General features: G+C 72.7%; 15 protein-coding genes and 1 pseudogene. 10 read left to right on the top strand and 6 right to left on the bottom strand.

Annotated features, from left to right (window positions below; genetic code table 11):
• Positions 1 to 37 precede the first annotated feature (37 nt).
• Together AC507J_RS03010 and AC507J_RS03005 are read right to left on the bottom strand one after the other, a co-directional pair.
• A complete protein-coding gene (locus tag AC507J_RS03010; protein ID WP_496287493.1) occupies positions 38 to 880 on the bottom strand; it encodes a hypothetical protein in 843 nt (280 codons plus the stop codon).
• Positions 877 to 1788 (bottom strand): ABC transporter ATP-binding protein, encoded by a 912-nt coding sequence (locus AC507J_RS03005; protein ID WP_496287492.1) that lies wholly within the window; start codon positions 1786 to 1788, stop codon positions 877 to 879. Before AC507J_RS03005 ends, AC507J_RS03010 begins: the two co-directional genes overlap by 4 nt.
• A gap of 132 nt (positions 1789 to 1920) precedes the next feature.
• Here AC507J_RS03005 and AC507J_RS03000 point away from each other — a divergent pair, with 132 nt between their 5' ends.
• Together AC507J_RS03000 and AC507J_RS02995 are read left to right on the top strand one after the other, a co-directional pair.
• Entirely contained in the window at positions 1921 to 3150 is a 1230-nt protein-coding gene (locus tag AC507J_RS03000; RefSeq protein ID WP_496287491.1) for a sensor histidine kinase, read from the top strand.
• Positions 3147 to 3815, top strand: a complete 669-nt coding sequence (locus AC507J_RS02995) for a response regulator (protein WP_496287490.1) — start codon at positions 3147 to 3149, stop codon at positions 3813 to 3815. Before AC507J_RS03000 ends, AC507J_RS02995 begins: the two co-directional genes overlap by 4 nt.
• A gap of 395 nt (positions 3816 to 4210) precedes the next feature.
• Here AC507J_RS02995 and AC507J_RS02990 read toward each other — a convergent pair whose 3' ends face one another.
• Complete coding sequence (locus tag AC507J_RS02990) at positions 4211 to 4396, bottom strand: hypothetical protein (protein ID WP_496287489.1); 186 nt, start codon at positions 4394 to 4396, stop codon at positions 4211 to 4213.
• Between the two features lie 261 nt (positions 4397 to 4657).
• On the opposite strand from AC507J_RS02990, the gene AC507J_RS02985 reads away from it, so the two are divergent.
• The gene (locus AC507J_RS02985; protein WP_496287488.1) at positions 4658 to 4897 is read left to right on the top strand and encodes a winged helix-turn-helix domain-containing protein; all 240 of its coding nucleotides are present in this window, start codon (positions 4658 to 4660) and stop codon (positions 4895 to 4897) included.
• A 103-nt stretch (positions 4898 to 5000) separates the two neighbouring features.
• Here AC507J_RS02985 and AC507J_RS02980 read toward each other — a convergent pair whose 3' ends face one another.
• Genes AC507J_RS02980 through AC507J_RS02970 form a run of 3 tightly spaced genes read right to left on the bottom strand, consistent with a single transcriptional unit; the run spans position 5001 to position 7658 of the window.
• Positions 5001 to 5702: a TVP38/TMEM64 family protein gene (locus tag AC507J_RS02980; RefSeq protein WP_496287487.1), complete on the bottom strand. Its 702-nt coding sequence runs from the start codon at positions 5700 to 5702 to the stop codon at positions 5001 to 5003.
• Entirely contained in the window at positions 5699 to 6421 is a 723-nt protein-coding gene (locus AC507J_RS02975) for a type 1 glutamine amidotransferase (protein ID WP_496287486.1), read from the bottom strand. The genes AC507J_RS02980 and AC507J_RS02975 overlap by 4 nt, the downstream gene beginning before the upstream one ends.
• The gene (locus AC507J_RS02970; protein ID WP_496287638.1) at positions 6411 to 7658 is read right to left on the bottom strand and encodes a MurT ligase domain-containing protein; all 1248 of its coding nucleotides are present in this window, start codon (positions 7656 to 7658) and stop codon (positions 6411 to 6413) included. The genes AC507J_RS02975 and AC507J_RS02970 overlap by 11 nt, the downstream gene beginning before the upstream one ends.
• Before the next feature lie 356 nt (positions 7659 to 8014).
• Here AC507J_RS02970 and mraZ point away from each other — a divergent pair, with 356 nt between their 5' ends.
• The 7 genes and pseudogenes from mraZ (at position 8015) to mraY (ending at position 16962) form a co-directional block, all read left to right on the top strand.
• Complete coding sequence (mraZ, locus tag AC507J_RS02965) at positions 8015 to 8446, top strand: division/cell wall cluster transcriptional repressor MraZ (protein ID WP_117227058.1); 432 nt, start codon at positions 8015 to 8017, stop codon at positions 8444 to 8446.
• A 210-nt stretch (positions 8447 to 8656) separates the two neighbouring features.
• Positions 8657 to 9760 carry a 16S rRNA (cytosine(1402)-N(4))-methyltransferase RsmH gene (gene rsmH, locus AC507J_RS02960; RefSeq protein WP_496287485.1) on the top strand — a complete coding sequence of 368 codons (1104 nt, stop codon included), beginning with the start codon at positions 8657 to 8659 and terminating at the stop codon, positions 9758 to 9760.
• On the top strand, positions 9757 to 10362 hold the full coding sequence (gene ftsL, locus AC507J_RS02955) for a cell division protein FtsL (protein ID WP_496287484.1): 606 nt from the start codon (positions 9757 to 9759) through the stop codon (positions 10360 to 10362). Before rsmH ends, ftsL begins: the two co-directional genes overlap by 4 nt.
• Positions 10363 to 10365: 3 nt before the next feature.
• Positions 10366 to 12579, top strand: a complete 2214-nt coding sequence (locus tag AC507J_RS02950) for a peptidoglycan D,D-transpeptidase FtsI family protein (RefSeq protein ID WP_496287483.1) — start codon at positions 10366 to 10368, stop codon at positions 12577 to 12579.
• A gap of 161 nt (positions 12580 to 12740) precedes the next feature.
• A pseudogene (locus tag AC507J_RS02945) lies at positions 12741 to 14240 on the top strand (UDP-N-acetylmuramoyl-L-alanyl-D-glutamate--2,6-diaminopimelate ligase); the annotation flags it as partial.
• Between the two features lie 167 nt (positions 14241 to 14407).
• Positions 14408 to 15832, top strand: coding sequence for a UDP-N-acetylmuramoyl-tripeptide--D-alanyl-D-alanine ligase (locus tag AC507J_RS02940; RefSeq protein WP_496287482.1), 1425 nt, complete (start codon positions 14408 to 14410; stop codon positions 15830 to 15832).
• Positions 15829 to 16962, top strand: a complete 1134-nt coding sequence (gene mraY / locus AC507J_RS02935) for a phospho-N-acetylmuramoyl-pentapeptide-transferase (protein ID WP_496287481.1) — start codon at positions 15829 to 15831, stop codon at positions 16960 to 16962. Before AC507J_RS02940 ends, mraY begins: the two co-directional genes overlap by 4 nt.
• Positions 16963 to 17336 lie beyond the last annotated feature (374 nt).

Raw genomic sequence — 17336 nt, 5'->3', positions numbered from 1 at the left:
GGTGGGTGGGGTGGGTGGGGTGGGGGGTGGGGGGTGGTTAGGGGGTGCGGCGGGAGAGGGCGAGGGTGGTGATCAGGGCGGTCGCGACTGCCCAGGTGGCGTATGTGGTCCAGGCGCCGGCGACGGTGGCGGGGTAGGAACTGTCGAGCCACGCTGGGGGACCGGTCGGCTCGATTAACCGTTGCCAGGCCGGCACCGGCATGGCGTGCCGGAGCAGCGCGCTCCAGCGTTCGTCGTCGTTGACGGCGGTGGGCAGCAGGAGCAGCAGCGTCGCGGCGGTCACGATCGCGGGTGCGGTGTGCCGGATCAGCGCGGCCAGGGCCATGCCGACCAGCGCGCTGAGCGGCACCAGCAGCGCCGACGCGGCGATGCCCCGCAACGCGCCTGGGTCGCTGACCGACATCTCCGCGCCCACGTCGGCGAGGATCGCCTGCGACACCGCGAACGCCGTCGCCGCGCCCAGCACCCCGAGCAGGGTCAGTACGCCGGTCAGCACGGTCAGCTTGGCGGCGGCGACGGCACCGCGCCGGGGCACGGCCGCGAATGTGGTACGCAGCAGCCCGGAGGCGTACTCGCCGCCGATCGCCACCGCACCGACGCCGCTGGCCGCGAGCACGACGAACATCTGCGCCTCGGTCGGGAAGGCGTCCCAGAGCGGGGAACGTACCGCCCGGCGCTCGGCCGGCAGGTCCGGCCAGCCCGCGTGGGTGGCCAGCGCGGCGTGGACGGCGAGGCCGACCATGGCGAGCAGGAGCAGGGCGAAGGCAGCCCAGGTCGAACGGAGCGACCAGAGCTTGATCCATTCGGCGGCGAGCAGGTCGCGGTAGCGCGCCGGGTGGGTCCGGGTGCGCCCGGTGGTGGATGAGATCACCGTGGTCATCGTTTCTCCCCGGCGGTGTATTCGACGTCGGCTGCGGTGAGCGCCATGAAGGCCTCCTCCAGTGCGGCGGTACGGGGGGTCAGCTCGTGCAGCGGGATCCGCAGACCGAGGGCCAGTTCGGCGATCCGCTCGGCGGTCGGGCCGGTCACCGCAAGCGTCCCGTCCGGATCGGGCCGTACGGTTGCGCCCTCGGCGGTCAGCGCCGTCGCCAGCGCCGCCGGTTCGGGGGTACGGACGACCACCTCGGACCGACCGGCCCGGGCGGCGAACTCGGCCAGGGACTCGTCGGCGATCAGCCGCCCCCGGCCGATGACCACGAGTTGGTCGGCGCAGTGCTCCATCTCGCCCATCAGGTGACTGGAGACGAGGACGGTGCGACCCTCGGCGGCGAGCCGCCGGAACAGCCCCCGTACCCAGCGCACCCCCTCCGGGTCCAGCCCGTTGAAGGGCTCGTCGAAGAGCAGCACGGGCGGGTCACCGAGCAGCGCGGCGGCGATGCCGAGGCGCTGCCGCATGCCGAGCGAGAAGCCGCCGATCCGGCGGCCGGCGGCGCGGTCGAGGCCGACCTGGCCCAGCACCTCGTCGACCCGCCCGCGCCCGATGCCGTTGCTGCACGCCAGGCCGGCCAGGTGGGCGCGGGCGCTGCGCCCACCGTGCACGTCGCTGGCATCGAGCAGCGCGCCGGCGTGCCGTAACCCCCGGGGAAGGTCCCGGAACCGGACGCCGCCGACCGTGGCGGTGCCGCTGGTCGGGGTGGTCAGCCCGAGGATCATGCGCAGGGTGGTGGACTTGCCGGCGCCGTTGGGGCCGAGGAAGCCGGTCACGTGGCCCGGCCGGACGGTCAGGGTCAGCCCGTCGACGGCGGCAGTTCGGCCGTACCGCCTGGTCAGGGCTCGGAGTTCGATCATGTCTTCCACGCTGCCCGGCGGCGGGCCGGCCGGCGTCGCCCCGGCGGCCACACCGGGGCGTGCGGTGGTGGCCTGCGGGCGTACGCCCGTGGGCCGATGCCCCCGACGTGCCTGGCTGGATACCGTGTGCCCGTGGAAGCCGCCGCCCCGAGCCGGTCGCGGACCGCCCTGTCGGTGGTCCGGGCGGTGCTGGTCTGGGCCGGGGTGGCCGTCCTGCCACTGCTCTGGTCCCGGGCACCGGTCGTACCGAACAGCGGTGCCGGGCTCGGCGTGATGGGCTGGTGGTTGCCCGAGCGGTACCTGGTGCCGCTGCTGATCGTGGCCCTGCCTGCGGCGTTGCTGCGCCGCCGCCCGCTGACCGGGCTGGGGCTGATGCTGATCGGGGCGACGCTGACCAGCGCCACAGTGCACGGCGGGGACCTGCGATATCTCGGCCAGCTCTTCACCGTGCAGTTCCTCGCCGTTGACGCGGCGCTGGGCGTGGTCGCCGCGAACCGGTCCCGCCGGGTGTCCGGGCTCGCCGCCGCCGTGGTGTTGGTGGCGCAGATCCTGGTGGCCTTCGTCAACAGCGGAGTCGAGCCGGTGAACCAGGCCGGCCTGACCATACTGATGGTGGTGACCGCCTGGGCGCTCGGCAATTCGGCACGGACGCGGCGGGAGCACGCCGCCACCATGCGGGAGCACGCCGCAGCCGAGGCGGTCACCGCGGAACGGCTGCGCATCGCCCGCGAGCTGCACGACATGGTGGCGCACAGCATCGGCGTGATCGCCATCCAGGCGGGCGTGGGGGCCCGGGTGATCGACACCCAGCCGGCGCAGGCCCGGGCCGCGCTGGCCACCATCGAGGCGACCAGCCGGGACACCCTGGCCGAGCTGCGGCGTACCCTCGGCGCCCTGCGTCGCGGTGTGGGGGAGGCGGCGTCGCTGGCCCCGACCCCCGGCCTGGCGGAGCTGGACCGCCTGGTCGCGGCGGCGGCCGACGCCGGGGTCCGGGTCGAGTTGCGCCGGTACGGCGACCGCCCGGTCCCGCCGGAGGTCGGCCTCGCCGCGTTCCGCATCATCCAGGAAGGACTCACCAACGTGGTACGCCACGCGGGCGTCGACGCCTGCCGGGTCACCGTGTCCTGTGCCGACGAGGTCACCGTCGAGGTGATCGACGACGGCCGGGGCGGCACAATCGGCGGCGAGGGACACGGGCTGATCGGCATGCGGGAACGGGCCCTGGCCCTCGGCGGCCAGTTCCGGGCCGGGCCGCGACCCGAGGGCGGCTTCCAGGTGACTGCCCGACTGCCGGTCCGCACGCCGACCGGCAACGATCAGCCTGTTGGCGGGGACCAGCTGGGCGCGGCGGTGCGGCCGTGAGCATCCGCGTGTTGCTCGTCGACGACCAGCCGTTGGTCCGGGCCGGGTTGCGGGTGTTGATCGCCGACGTGCCGGACATCGAGGTGGTCGGTGAGGCCGCCACCGGCGCCGAGGCGGTGCGCCTGACCCGCGAGATCGCGCCCGACGTGGTGCTGATGGATTTGCGGATGCCCGGCACGGACGGCATCCAGGCGACCCGGGCGATCACCGCGGCGGGCGGCCCGACCCGGGTGCTTGTGCTCACCACCTTCGACGACGACGAGCACGTGCACGGTGCCTTGCGCGCCGGGGCGAGCGGCTTCCTGGTCAAGGACATGGCGCTGGACGACATCCTCGCCGCGATCCGGGTGGTCGCCGCCGGAGACGCGCTGCTCGCACCGGGGGTGACCCGCCGGCTGATCGCCGAGTTCGCCCACCGGCCGACCTCGGTACGCCGGTCGCGGTCCCTCACCGGGATCACCGACCGGGAACGGGAGGTGCTCACCCTGGTCGGCCAGGGCCTGTCCAACGCCGAGATCGCCGACCGGCTCTTCATCAGTACGGCGACCGCGAAGGCGCACGTGGCCCGGCTGTTCAGCAAGCTCGGTGTCCGGGACCGGGTGCACCTGGTCATCGCCGCCTACGAGGCCGGCCTGGTCAGCATCACCGGCCCAACGGACCGATAGCCGATCGCGCACGACGCCAGATCCACCCGTGGTAGGTGGGTCGGTCGAGCACCCGGATCACGCGGAACAGGATCGGCCTGGTGAACTGCACGCTGGCCTCCCGACCCACGCGGAGCAGGTCGCCGGCCTTCGGTAGCGGCGCGGTAGGTCTTTTACCCGGTCCCGGGCGCTCGGCCGCGCTCATCGCAGCCAGCCGAGGAACCTGCGGTGCAGCGCACCGGCGGGAGCCCAGCTCAGGTCCTGCGTCGCGGATACCAGATGCGACGCCAAGTAGATCGACAGGGACACCGGAGCGCCGTCGTACTCGGCCAGTAGCTCCCGGCGGCGGATGCGGCAGGGCCACGGTTCATCGCATCCTGCGCAGGTCCAGGTCGGCATGACCGGCCCGTGTGCCGTCATGACGCGTGCTCCGGCCAGTGCCCCCGATTGATCGGCACCCGGTGCCGGACCGGGCAGGGCAGATCGCGTCCGCACCGGCAGTTCACCCGTTTCAGGATGTGGTTCCAGGTCGGCCGATGCCGTCGCGCCAGCGTGCGCGCCACGCCAAGCAGATACTCGTCGTACGTCACGTGCCGGGACATGTCCACTCCCTCGCGTTCGCCACGAGTTGGGGTGCCGGGGCAGTCGTCAACGACCCGAAGGGGGATCACGGGTGCGCGTTGCCGCCTGCCCCAGCGTCCGGGATGTACCCGGAGGGTGAGTCGTCCCTTGTTTGCCGACGAGGGTCGCCTCCGTTTCAACATACGATGCTTAGTATCTAATGAGCAAGACTTGAAACGCCTAGTACTTGATGTCATAAGCGAACGGTGGTCAGATGGTGGTGCCGACGAGGGAGAACCGCCATGTCAGTGACGCCGTACTACGAGCGCATCGCCAGTGAGATTCGTGACCGGATCAAGTCCGGTGATCTCAAGCCGGGCGACAAGTTGCCGTCAATCTCCCAACTCTGCGCCCACTACGGCGTCTCCACCCAGGTCATTCGCTCCGCCATGCTGACCCTTCGGGCGGAGGGCCTGGTCGAGGGTCACCAGGGCCGGGGCGTCTTCGTCAAGGAGCCGGGCATCGACCGCGACTCTGCCTAGAAGAAGGGACGGACTCGGGGCGGGCTTGCGCTGGCACCCACGAGGCTGATGCCTTGGAGCACTCCAGCGCCCGTTGTCGTGCCTCGCGACACGACCCGCGTCCTCAGCCGCCGGTGGCCTTGGGCGGGATGCTGGCGCGGGTTCGTTCGGCGCGCCACCAGCGGGCGATCAGGACCGCGCTGGCGATGAAGCCGAGTGACGCCGGGGCGGCGGCGAACCAGTTGATGGTGCCGGGGGAGGTGACGGCGGCACCGATCGCCGCGTAGCCGAACGTGGTGGGGACGGAGGCGATCACGCTGCCGGCGAGGAACGGCAGCAGCCGGGCACCGGTGGTGCCGTAGCCGTAGCTGACCAGGCCGAAGCCGGAGATGGGCAGCAGTCGTACGGTCATCACGCCGAGCACGCTCTGCCTGGTGAACCAGCCGTCGAGGCGGGCCAGCCGGCCGCGTACCCGTTCGGCGACGAACTCCCGCCCGAGCAGCCGGCCCACGGCGAAGCCGATCGCCGCCGCCAGCAACGCGGCGCCCAGCGCGTACCCGGCACCCGCCAGCGGGCCGAAGATCGCCCCGGCGGCGAGCGTGATGAAGGTACGCGGCACCAGCGCGATCAGCAGCAACGCCCCGCCGAGGATGGCCGCGACCGGGGCGAACGAACCCAACCGGTCGGCCAGTCGCGGCAGCGCCGCCGGGTCCGGATGCGGCCCGACCAGTAGAAACAGCCCGAACCCGGCGAGCAGGAACAGCAGCATTCCGAACCGGAGCGCTGACCGTCTGCCGGAGAGCAGCCGCCGGACGGCGGAGATCATGCCCTGGCGGCAGCCGCCACCGCGGTCCGGCGCTCGGCCCGCAGCCGGTCGGCCCAGGTGTCGTCGAGCGGCGGAAGCTGGTGCGCGCCGGTCGCCCAGCGCAGCAGCAGGTCGGCAAGGGCCGGGTTGCGGGCCAGCGCCGGTCCGTGCGAGTACGTGCCGAGCAGCTTGCCGCGCCACGCCCCCTCGGTGGCGCCGTCGTTGCCCACCCCGGTGGTCACCCGGGCCAGCGGTGCCGCGCCGGGGCCGAGTCGGGTGCGACCACCGTGGTTCTCGAAGCCGGTCAGCGGCGGCAGGCCCAGCCGGGCGTCGATGTCCCCGGCCAGCTCGCCGACGGCACGGCTGGGGCCCCGGTCCGAGCTGATGTCGAGCAGTTCCAGTCCGCGGTACTGGGTGCCCTTGGCAAAGAACGAGGTGCCGAGCAGCTGGTAGCCGGCGCAGACGCCGAACACCACCGAGCCCTGGGCCACCGCCCGGTGCAGCCCGCCGTCGGCGAGTAGCCGTTGCGCGCCGAGCGCCTGCGGCCCGTCCTCGCCGCCGCCGATCAGGTAGATGTCGGCGGTGTTGGGCAGCTGCTGGTCGGAGCGGACCTCCAGCACCTCGACCCGGAAGCCGCGCTGGCGCGCCCGCCGGGCCAGGATCAGCACGTTGCCCCGGTCGCCGTAGGTGGAGAGCAGGTCGGGGTAGATCCAGACGATGCGCAGGCTCTCAGTTGACACGGTCCAACTCCGCTCGGATGTCCTGGAACGCGGTGTAGTTCGCGATGACCTCCAGGCGGCCCGGTGGCACCGCCCGGACGGCCTCGTCGAAGGTGCGTACGTGCTGGAACGGCACGTCGTTGACGTCCAACCGGACCGCCAGGTCGTACGCCCGGTCGCCGGTGATGAGCACTTGGCGACCGCGCAGTGGCGCGAAGTCGACGTCGAAGAGCCAGGAGGTGTCCAGGCCGTCGGGGTCACGGGCGTTGATGGAGAGCAGGGTGGGTGCCTCGTCGGCCATGTCGAACGCCTCCAGCCAGCTGGCCGGATTCTTGGCCAGCAGCAGGCGTACGGTGCGTCCGTCCCGCACCACCTGCGCGTACCGGCCGGCGACCGAGGTGACGTCGGCCAGGCGGGGAACCGCGTCGAACGGGCGTACGCCGAACTCGGCCGCGACCGCCAGTGCGGTGGCCGCGTTGCCGACGTTTACCTTGCCGGGTAGCTGGAGCTTGACCTTGTACCAGGCGCCGGTGGGGTCGAGCACACCCTCGTCGTCCACTGTCCACTGCGGGTCGGGCCGGCGCAGCGGGCAGCCGGTGCACCACCACTGCTCACCGGAGCGCTGGATGGTCGAGCCGCACTCGGGGCAGACCCACGAGTCGTCGTGCCAGCGTTGGCCGGCGGAGAACCAGGTGACGTGCGGTGGGGTGATCCGCTGGTCGTGCGCGGCCGGCGGGGTGGCGGCCCAGACCACCATCGGGTCGTCGGCGTTGGCGACGATGCGGATGTCCGGGTGGCGGACCAGCGCCGCGCGCCAGAGCTGCGCCATCATGGCGACCTCCTTGGCCCGGTCCAGCTGGTCGCGGGAGAGGTTGAGCAGCGCCACCACGTGCGGGTCGGTCGCCTCGATCACCTGCGCCAGGTAGTGCTCGTCGACCTCCAGCACCGCGTACGGCGTGCTGCCGGCCTTGGCCAGCGCGGAGGTGTGCCCGGTGGGCATGTTGGCGCCGAACGAGTTGGTGGCGACCCGGCCGAGTGCGCTGACCGCGGCGGCGGCCAGTCGGGTGGTGGTCGTCTTGCCGTTGGTGCCGGAGATGAGCGCGATGGCCCGACCGGCGGAGAGGTGGGCGAGCAGGTCCGGGTCGATCTTGAGGCCGAGCCACCCACCGATCACCGAGCCGTCGCCACGGCCCGCGGCCCGGGACAGTGCCGCGGCGGTCCGTGACACGGAGGTGGCCACCTTCGCCCGCAGGGGCATCTTCGCGTCCGTCACGCGAGCGAGGTTACCGGACCAGTGGACCGGCCAGATCGCGACCGACGACGATCCGTCCGGTCCGGCTCCCCGTGGCGCTCGGCCCGCCGCCGTCGGCCGACCGGAGTCGATCTATGTCGGATAGCGGACCGCGCCGGGGGCCGGCCCGGCCCCTCCACTCCGCCCCACCCGCGTTGACGTGCGGTTTTGTGGGCGGGCGCGGCGCGAAACGCGGTCGATTCTGGTTGCGGGTGGAGGGAAGTGGAGTAGAGTGGGGCGCATTGGTGAGGCCGGGAGGGCCCACCGGCCCGGGGGGTCAGCGGCGCGCGAACGCCGCTAGAAGGGCGAGGGGGGTTGGGCCGATGTTTCTCGGCACCCACACTCCGCGCCTGGACGACAAGGGCCGGTTGATCCTGCCGGCCAAGTTCCGGGATGAGCTGGCGGGGGGTGTCGTGATCACCAAAGGGCAGGAGCGCTGTCTCTACGTCTTCCCGACGCCTGAGTTCCAGCACATCGCGGAGCAGTTGCGCGCACAGCCGATGACGCACAAGGCCGCCCGGGCCTACAGCCGGGTGTTCTTTGCCAGCGCGCACGACGAAGTCCCAGACAAGCAGGGCCGGGTGACCATCCCGGCGCACCTGCGCTCATACGCGGGGCTCGACCGGGACCTGGTGGTCATCGGCGCGAGCACCCGGGTGGAGATCTGGGACAAGGTCGCCTGGGAGACCTACCTCGCCGAGAGCGAAGACGACTTCGCCGACATCGAGGAAGGGGTGCTGCCAGGCGGTCTGTAGGGCGTGGCGACGCCCCGACGTACTGCGAGATCTCCAGCCGCTTTCGAGTTCCTGGCATCCCTTCCCCGGTGCCAGGCGCACGATCCGACACGGCGGGCCGGTGGGCCCGCCGCCCGGGCGGGAGCGGATGGGGATCTGGCGGTACGACGGCACGGCGTCGCCCGACGAGCAGGACGCGGGAACGAGATCGGGTCAACAGTGGGGGTCGACATGGGGGAGCTACGCGGCACGCATGTGCCGGTGCTGCTTGAGCGGTGTCTCGAGCTGTTGGCCCCCGCGCTGAGCCGGGGCGGGCGCACCGTCCACGTCGACGCGACCCTGGGGCTGGCCGGCCACGCCGAGGCAGTGTTGCAGGCCCACCCGGAGACCATCCTGGTCGGCCTGGACCGGGACACCGAGGCCCTCGCCCACGCGCGGGTACGGCTGGCCCGGTTCGCCGACCGGATCCACCTGGAGCACGCCGTCTACGACGAGTTGCCCGAGGTGCTGGACCGGCTGGGCTATCCCACCGTGGACGGCGTCCTGTTCGACCTGGGTGTCTCCTCGTTGCAGCTCGACGCGCCCGACCGCGGGTTCGCGTACGCGCAGGACGCGCCGCTGGACATGCGGATGGACCAGACCCGGGGGGTGACCGCCGAAGAGGTGGTCAACACGTACGCCCACCCGGATCTGGCCCGGGTGCTTCGGGTGTACGGGGAGGAGAAGTTCGCCGGCCGGATCGCCTCGGCGATCATCCGGGAACGGGAACGCGCCCCGATCACCTCGTCGGCGCGGCTCGCCGAGCTGGTCCGGGAGTCGATTCCGGCACCTGCCCGACGAACAGGCGGACACCCGGCAAAGAGAACGTTTCAGGCTTTACGGATCGAGGTAAACAGGGAACTGGCAGCGCTGGAGACGGCGTTGCCGGCCGCTCTGGACCGGCTTTCCGTCGGCGGTCGCCTGGTGGTCCTCTCCTACCACTCGCTGGAGGATCGGCTCACCAAACAGGCGCTCGCCGACCGGGTCCGGAGCACCGGTCCGGTCGACCTCCCGGTCGAACTGCCCGGGTCAGAACCGACGTTCCGGCTGCTCAGCCGGGGCGCGGAGCTGCCTGGGGAGGAGGAGGTCGCCGCGAACCCGCGCGCCGCTTCGGTGCGGCTGCGGGCCGCGGAACGGATCGACCCACAGGCTCGGCCGCAGGGGCGTACCGACCGCGAACGGTATCGCCGCCGGGTCAACGGGATGCACCAACCGGGGAGGGGATCGGCCGCCGGATCCAGCACGGATCCGCGGCAGATGCCGGGGGACACGGACGAAGAGGGGGAGGGAATATGAGCGAGAAGAAGCGCCGGGACGTCGTCGGCGCGGGGCAGCGCGTACCGCGGTCGGGGGGCCGGATCGCGGCGGAGCGGGCCAGGGGGGCCGGGCCGGACGCCCGCGCCGAGCGGGTGAGCCGGCTGGCGGAGACTCGCGCCCGGGGGGCGCGCGAGTTTCCGACCCAGGGCAGCGCCGCGTTGCGGCCGGTCGAGCGGCCCGCCGCCGCCGAGCCGCAGCGGGCCGAGTCGCCGCGGCTGCGGGTCGCGCCGCCGGCGCCGGTGCGGGTGCCCCGGGCGCCCTTCGCGGCGCTTGTGGTGCTGCTGGTCGTCGGTGGGGTGCTGGGCATCCTGGTGGTCAACACGAAGATCAACGAGAACGCCTTCCGGCTGTTGGAGTTGCAGGAGCAGCAGGCCAAGCTCGACCTGGAGCAGCAGCAGCTGAAGAAGCAGATCGCCGACGCGGAGGCGCCGGGCAACCTGGCGGCTCAGGCCCGCAAGCTGGGGCTGGTCGAGGCCGGCGAGCCCGCGTACATCCGGCTGCCGGACGGCAAGCTGATCGGCGTACCGCAGCCAGCCAGCGGGCAGCCGTCCCTCGCGAGCCAGTCGGGCACGGAGGGGTAGACCGTGTCATCGAGGTCGGAGGAACCGCGCCGGGACGCCACAGGCTCCCGGCGCGGTTCGTCCCGTGGGACGCCCGAGCGGGGCGGCGCGGGAAACCGCAGTGACCAGTCGGGTCTCGGTGGCATCTCCGACGCCCGCTCCTACACGCCGCGCGGTCGTACCCTGCGCGAGGACGGCCCGGCCGCCGCCGGCCGGGCCGAACAGCGCCGCACCCCGCGCAGCAGCCGGTCGCAGGATCCGTTCCGGCCGGCGCTACAGGTCCTCGACGGCGGTCGGTCCGGCGGCAACCGCCAGTCCGGCACGACCCGTCGGGACGGCGGCGCCGGGCGGACCACTGTGGTCCGTACCGTCACCGATCGCTCGCGTCGCGAGGAGCCGACGACCACCGAGCGGCGCGCTGGTGGCGGTGAGTCGCGGCGTAGCGCGGGCGGCCGGCAGCCCCGGCGCGGCGACCGGCCGGCCGCACGCCGGCCCTCCCGCAAGCGGCCCGCACCGCCCAAGCTCGCCGATCCGGGCCGCCGGCTGCGGCTGGGCACCGCGCTGGCGATGGCCGTCTTCGTCGCGATCGGCATCCGGCTGGTCGTGCTCCAGACCGTCGACACCCCGGCGTACGCCGACGGCGGCGTGGCCGACCGGCTGCACACCGTGCAGCTGCCCGCGCCGCGCGGCGCGATCTACGACCGGGACGGTGCCGCCCTGGCGCACAGCGTCGAGGCGCGCTACGTCTACGCCGACCCCACTCAGGTGGAGGACATCGAGGCCACCGCCCAGCGGCTCTCCCCGCTGCTCGGCGTCCCAGCCTCCAAGCTGGCCGAGAAGATGCAACCCCGCAAGCGCAACGGCGTCGACTCGCAGTTCGAGTACCTGGCCCGGGGGGTGGACATCGACCGGGCCCGCGAGATCGCCGCGCTGGACCTGCCCGGCATCCGTACCCAGCGGGACGAGCGGCGCGAGGTGCCCGGCGGCGACCTGGCCGCCAACCTGCTCGGCTTCACAAGTGTCGACATGATCGGCCTGGAAGGGTTGGAGGCCCGCTACGACGACCTGCTGCACGGCGAGGACGGCGAGCGGACGTTCGAGATGGGCCTCGGCGCGCCCATTCCCGGCGGATACAGCCGTACCACCCAGGCCAAGCCGGGCAGCTCGATCGTGCTGACCGTCGACCGTGACCTACAGTTCATGACCCAGCGGATCCTCGCCGAGCAGGCCCGGGCGGCGCAGGCCAGCACCGCTGCGGCGGTGGTGCTGGACGTGCGTACCGGCGAGGTGCTGGCGCAGGCCAGTCACCCGACCTACAACGCGGCGACGCCGCAGGCCAGCGAGCCGACCGACCGGGAGGACGCGGCCACCAGCTTCGTGGTCGACCCGGGCTCGGTGCACAAGGCGATCACGTTCGGGGCGGCCCTCCAGGAGGGGGTGATCACCGAGGACACCTCGTTCCCGGTGGCCAATTCCGTAGTCATGGGCGACACCCCGTTCACCGACACCCACTTCGCGAACGGCCGGCGGATGAGCGTGGCCGGGATGATGGCGTACTCCTCCAACGTCGGCACCATCGAGATCGCCGACAAGCTCGGCCAGGAACGCCTGATCGACTACCAGCGGCGGTTCGGGCTGGGTGAGCCGACCGGGGTGGGCATGCCCGGCGAGGCGAGCGGCCGGCTGCTGCCGCCGGAGGAGTGGAGCGGCTCGTCGTACGGCTCGGTGCCGATCGGGCACAGCGTCGACGCCACCCCGTTGCAGATGGCCGCCGCGTACGCCGCCATCGCCAACGACGGCACGTACGTCCAGCCGCACCTGGTCAAGGAGACCATCGATCCGAAGGGCAAGCGGACCCCGGCCGAGCCACCGGCCACCCGTCCGGTGCTCAGCCCGGAGAACGCCAAGGCGCTGCGGACGCTGTTGGAGGCGGTCACCACCGTGGACAAGGCCACCGGGCTGGCAGCCGCGGTCCCCGGTTACCGGGTCGCCGGCAAGACCGGCACCGGCTGGCGGTTGGTGGACGGCAAGAAGCAGCCCGGCAACGTCGCCTCGTTCATCGGGATGGCACCGGCCGAGAACCCGCAGTACGTGATCGCGGTCTTCGTGCACAGTCCGGGTGGTGGCGGTGGCGAGGTGGCAGCCCCGGCGTTCCGGGAGATGATGACCTTCACCCTGCGTCACTTCAAGGTGCCGCCCTCGACCGAGCCGGCCCCGAAATTCACCGTCTTCCCCTAGCGGACGGTTCCCTCCACCGGCCACGCCGATCGTCGATCGTCGCGTGGCGCTCGTCGTACCCCTTTGCCGAGACGCCTGCGGCCTGCGGTCTGAGTCCCCGGAGACGGAGATTCAGGCGCGCCGTGCAGCCGGGAGCGAGCGACCGGGTAGGGTCTGACGCCGTGCGCGGCAATCCTCGTCCCCGTACCGTGACCGGAATCCGGCTCGGTGACCTGGCCGCCCGGCTCGCCGTGGCGCCTCCAACCAGCGACGACCCGGTGGTGACCGGGGTGACCCACGCCAGCGGCGAGGTCCGCCCCGGCGATCTGTACGCCGCCCTGCCCGGTGCCCGCCGGCACGGCGCGGAGTTCGCCGCCGAGGCGGCGGCGGCTGGCGCGGTCGCCCTGCTGACCGATTCGACCGGTGCGGAGCTGGCCGCCGAGACGGGACTGCCCGTCCTGGTGGTGGCCGATCCGCGTGCGACGCTCGGCCCGCTCGCCTCGGCCGTCTACGGCGACCCGACCGCGGAACTGGTCGTGATCGGGGTGACCGGCACCGCAGGCAAGACCTCCACGGCGTACCTGGTCGAGTCGGGGTTGCGGGCCGCCGGGCACGTCACCGGCCTGATCGGCACCGTGGAGACCCGCCTCGGCGATCTGGTGGTGGAAAGCGTCCGGACCACGCCCGAGGCCACCGACCTGCACGCGATGCTGGCCGCCGCCCGGGAGCGGGGAGTGACCGCGGTGGTCATGGAGGTCTCCAGCCACGCGCTGGCGATGGGCCGGGTCGGTGGGGTTCGGTTCACCGTGGGTGGCTGGACCAACTTCGGCTCCGACCACCTCGACTTCCACGCCGACGCCGCGGACTACTTCGCCGCCAAGGCCCGGTTGTTCGACGGCCGCTGCGCCGTCGAGGTGCTCAACCAGGACGACCCGGCGCTGAAGGCGCTGTTCAAGCCGGAAACGGTCAGCTTCTCGGCGGCCGGCGATCCGGCCGCCACCTGGTGGGCCGGGGACGTCAGCGGTGAGGGGTACGCCCAGCGGTTCACCGCACACGGTCCGGACGGGCTGACGCTGCCAGCTGCGGTGGCGCTGCCCGGTCGGCACAACGTGTCGAACGCGCTGCTCGCCATCGCCGTCCTGGTCGCCGCCGGGATCGATCCGGCGGTCGCGGCCGAGGGGGTGGCCGCCTGCGGCGGGGTGCCCGGCCGGCTGGAGTCGGTGGGCGTGGCTGGCGGGGTGCGCGGGGTGGTCGACTACGCGCACAAGACCGACGCTGTCGTGGCCGTGCTGGCCGCGCTGCGGGAACTCAGCGCCGGCCGGCTGATCTGTGTGATCGGCGCGGGCGGCGACCGGGACCGGGGCAAGCGGCCGTTGATGGGCGCCGCGGCCGCGAAGGGAGCCGACGTGGTGGTGGTGACCGACGACAACCCGCGCACCGAGGAGCCCTCGGCGATTCGCGCCGAGGTGCTCGCCGGGGCGCACGGAGCCGGTGCGCCGGCCCGGATCGTCGAGGTGGCCGGGCGCCGCGCGGCGATCGACGAGGCGGTGCGGTTGGCTGCGCCCGGCGACGTGGTGGCGGTGCTCGGCAAGGGGCACGAGCGCGGCCAGGAGGTCGGTGGCGAGGTGCATCCCTTCGACGACGTGACCGAACTCGCGGACGCGCTGCGGCTCCGCTTCGGCAACCTCAGCCAGAGCGACGACGCCGAGGGCGGCCGGGGCGCCGAGCCCGAAGGCGGCCGGCACGGTGCCCTTGAGAGCGGCCGGCACGGTGCCCTTGAGGGGGGCCGGCACGGTGGGCTTGAGGGCGGCCAGCGCGGCGAGGCCGACGGCGGTCTGGCGGGCGGGCGATGATCCCGCTGAGTCTGGCCGAGGTCGCGTCGGCCGTCGACGGGCGGCTGGTGGCCGCCGACCCCGAGGTGCGCGTCACCGGCAGCGTCGAGTTCGACTCCCGCAAGGTCACCCCGGGTGGGCTCTTCGTCGCCTTCGCCGGGGAGAAGGCGGACGGGCACGACTTCGCCACCGGGGCGGTCGAGGCCGGTGCGGCGGCGGTGCTGGGCACCCGCGAGGTGCCCGGAGTGCCGATGGTCCTGGTCGCCGACGCGCTGACCGCGATGGCCCGGCTGGCCCGCGCCGTGGTGGACCGGCTGCCCGAGCTGACCGTGATCGGGCTGACCGGCTCCTCCGGCAAGACCACCACCAAGGATCTGATCGCCCAGCTCGCCGCGCGGCTCGGCGAGACGGTGGCACCGCCCGGGTCGTTCAACAACGAGCTGGGGCACCCGTACACCGCGTTGCAGGCCGGCCCGACGACGCGCTACCTGGTGCTGGAGAAGGGTGCCCGGGGCATCGGCCACGTGCGGTACCTGTGCGAGGTGGCGCCGCCGCGCATCTCCGTGGTGCTCAACGTCGGCGTGTCCCACATCGGCGAGTTCGGCTCCCAGGAGAACATCGCGCTGGCCAAGGGCGAGCTGGTGGAGGCGCTGCCGGCCGACGGGCTGGCGGTGCTCAACGCCGACGACCCCCGGGTGGACGCCATGGCAGCCCGGACGACAGCCCGGGTGGTCCGCTACGGCGAGGCGGCGCACGCCGACGTGCGGGCCGAGGACGTGACGCTTGACGAGCGGGGGCGGCCCGCGTACACCCTGGTGACGCCGGAGGGCCGCGCGCCGGTGCGACTCGGGCTGACCGGACGGCACCAGGTTTGGAACACCCTGGCCGCCGCGGCGGTGGCCCGGGAACTGGGTATGCCGCTGACCGAGCTGGCCATCGCGCTCGGTGCGCTCGGGCTGGTCTCCACCCGCCGGATGGACGTCTTCGAGCGCGCCGGCGGGGTGACCGTGATCGACGACTCGTACAACGCCAACCCGGCGTCGATGGCGGTGGCGCTGCGGGCGCTGGCCGGCGTCGGCGCCGGACGGCGTACCGTCGCGGTGCTCGGCTACATGGCCGAGCTGGGCGAGTTCGAGGCGCAGGGGCACGCCGAGGTCGGCCGGCTCGCGGCCGAGTTGGGCGTCGACCGGCTGCTCGTGGTCGGCGAGGCGGCGGCGTCGATCCATCACGGGGCGACATCGGTAGGGAACTGGGGAGGAGAATCGGTGCTGCTCACCGATCAGGCGGCGGCCGTCGAGGTGCTGCGCAGCGAACTACGGCCGGGCGACGTCGTCCTGGTGAAGGGGTCCCGGTACCGGACCTGGGAGGTGGCCGACGCGCTGCGTGCCGACGCCGTCGCCGACGAGCCGGCGGAACCGACGGCCGGGGGTGGCGCGGCGTGAGAGCCGTCATCGTGGCCATCGGGGTGGCCTTCCTCGTCTCGCTGTTCTGCACCCCGATCGCGATCCGGGTCTTCACCCGGCTGAAGGCGGGCCAGCCGATCCGGGCCGAGGGCCCGCAGATGCACCAGGGCAAGAAGGGCACCCCGACCATGGGCGGCGTGGTGTTCATCCTCGCCACCGTGATCGCGTACGTCGCCGGCCACCTGGCGCTGACCACGCTGCCGGACGCGCAGATCGCCCAGGTCGAGCCGACCATCACCGCGCTGGTGCTGCTCGGACTGATGGTCTTCTGTGGCGCGGTCGGCTTCATCGACGACTTCCTGAAGGTACGCAAGCGGCACAGCGGTGGCCTTAGCGCGCGCGGCAAGCTGCTCGGCCAGATCCTGGTCGGTGCGGTCTTCGGCGTGATCGCGCTCTGGTTCCCGTCCACCATGACCGACGCCAGCGGCGAGGTGACCAACACCGAGACGGTCGGCAGCACGACGTTGAGCTTCATCCGGGACATCCCGGCGCTGGACGTCACCAAGATCGGCGCGGTGATCATCTTCATCTTCGTGGTGATGGCGGCGACCAACGGGGTGAACCTCACCGACGGGCTCGACGGCCTGGCCACCGGGGCGTCGGTGATGGTGCTCGGTGCGTACGCGGTGATCGCGTTCTGGCAGTACCGGCACTGGTGCGCCGACCCGTCGTACACCGCCAACCCGAACAACTACTGCTACACGGTCCGGGACCCGTTGGAGATCGCGTTGATCGCCGGGGCCGCCGCCGGGGCCTGCGTGGGCTTCCTGTGGTGGAACACCTCGCCGGCCCGGATCTTCATGGGCGACACCGGCGCGCTCGGCCTCGGTGGCCTGATCGCCGGCATGGCGATGTCGACCCGGACGATCCTGCTGCTGCTGATCATCGGCGGCCTCTTCGTGATCATTACGATGTCGGTGGTCATCCAGATCATCTCCTTCAAGACCACAGGCAAACGCGTCTTCCGCATGTCCCCCCTCCAGCACCACTTCGAGCTCGCCGGCTGGAGCGAGGTCAACATCGTGGTGCGGTTCTGGATCATCGCCGGCATCGGCGTGGCCATCGCCCTGGGCCTCTTCTACAGCGACTTCCTCGCCAACATGGGCTGACCCCGCACCCCTCGCGGTTGATCATGAAGTTATTGCCAGCCCCGACCGGCGTGTCGCGGCGATAACTTCATGATCGCCGGGAAAAGGGGGGTGGGGGTGGGGGCAAGTGCGACACGCCGGTCGGGGCGTACCGGGGGTGTCGAGTCGTGGTAGCAGCGATGATGGCGGTGTGGGGGAGGGACGAGCGGGGCCCGGCGCGGCGGGCAAGGGTGGCGGGAAGTTGGCCGCTGCCGGGTCGGGCGGCGCGGTAGGGACCGAGGAGGCGGCGCCGACCGGAGGCTCGGGCGGTAGCCCGCGCTCAGCCGGATCCGGCACCGGCGGCACCCGGACGGCAGAGCCGGGCGCGGGTGGCGCGACGCCGGAGAGTGGCCCGT

Source organism: Micromonospora sp. PRAS1, assembly GCF_059553435.1.
Note: the sequence above shows the minus strand (reverse complement) of the source record. Positions and strands in the feature narration are given on the sequence as shown.

Excerpts from the sequence above, each read along its gene's own strand:
- AC507J_RS03010 (WP_496287493.1), bottom strand. The coding sequence starts at position 880 with ATGACCACGGTGATCTCATCCACCACCGGGCGCACCCGGACCCACCCG.
- AC507J_RS03005 (WP_496287492.1), bottom strand. The coding sequence starts at position 1,788 with ATGATCGAACTCCGAGCCCTGACCAGGCGGTACGGCCGAACTGCCGCC.
- AC507J_RS02990 (WP_496287489.1), bottom strand. The coding sequence starts at position 4,396 with ATGTCCCGGCACGTGACGTACGACGAGTATCTGCTTGGCGTGGCGCGC.
- AC507J_RS02985 (WP_496287488.1), top strand. The coding sequence starts at position 4,658 with ATGTCAGTGACGCCGTACTACGAGCGCATCGCCAGTGAGATTCGTGAC.
- AC507J_RS02980 (WP_496287487.1), bottom strand. The coding sequence starts at position 5,702 with ATGATCTCCGCCGTCCGGCGGCTGCTCTCCGGCAGACGGTCAGCGCTC.
- AC507J_RS02970 (WP_496287638.1), bottom strand. The coding sequence starts at position 7,658 with ATGCCCCTGCGGGCGAAGGTGGCCACCTCCGTGTCACGGACCGCCGCG.
- mraZ (WP_117227058.1), top strand. The coding sequence starts at position 8,015 with ATGTTTCTCGGCACCCACACTCCGCGCCTGGACGACAAGGGCCGGTTG.
- rsmH (WP_496287485.1), top strand. The coding sequence starts at position 8,657 with ATGGGGGAGCTACGCGGCACGCATGTGCCGGTGCTGCTTGAGCGGTGT.
- ftsL (WP_496287484.1), top strand. The coding sequence starts at position 9,757 with ATGAGCGAGAAGAAGCGCCGGGACGTCGTCGGCGCGGGGCAGCGCGTA.
- AC507J_RS02940 (WP_496287482.1), top strand. The coding sequence starts at position 14,408 with ATGATCCCGCTGAGTCTGGCCGAGGTCGCGTCGGCCGTCGACGGGCGG.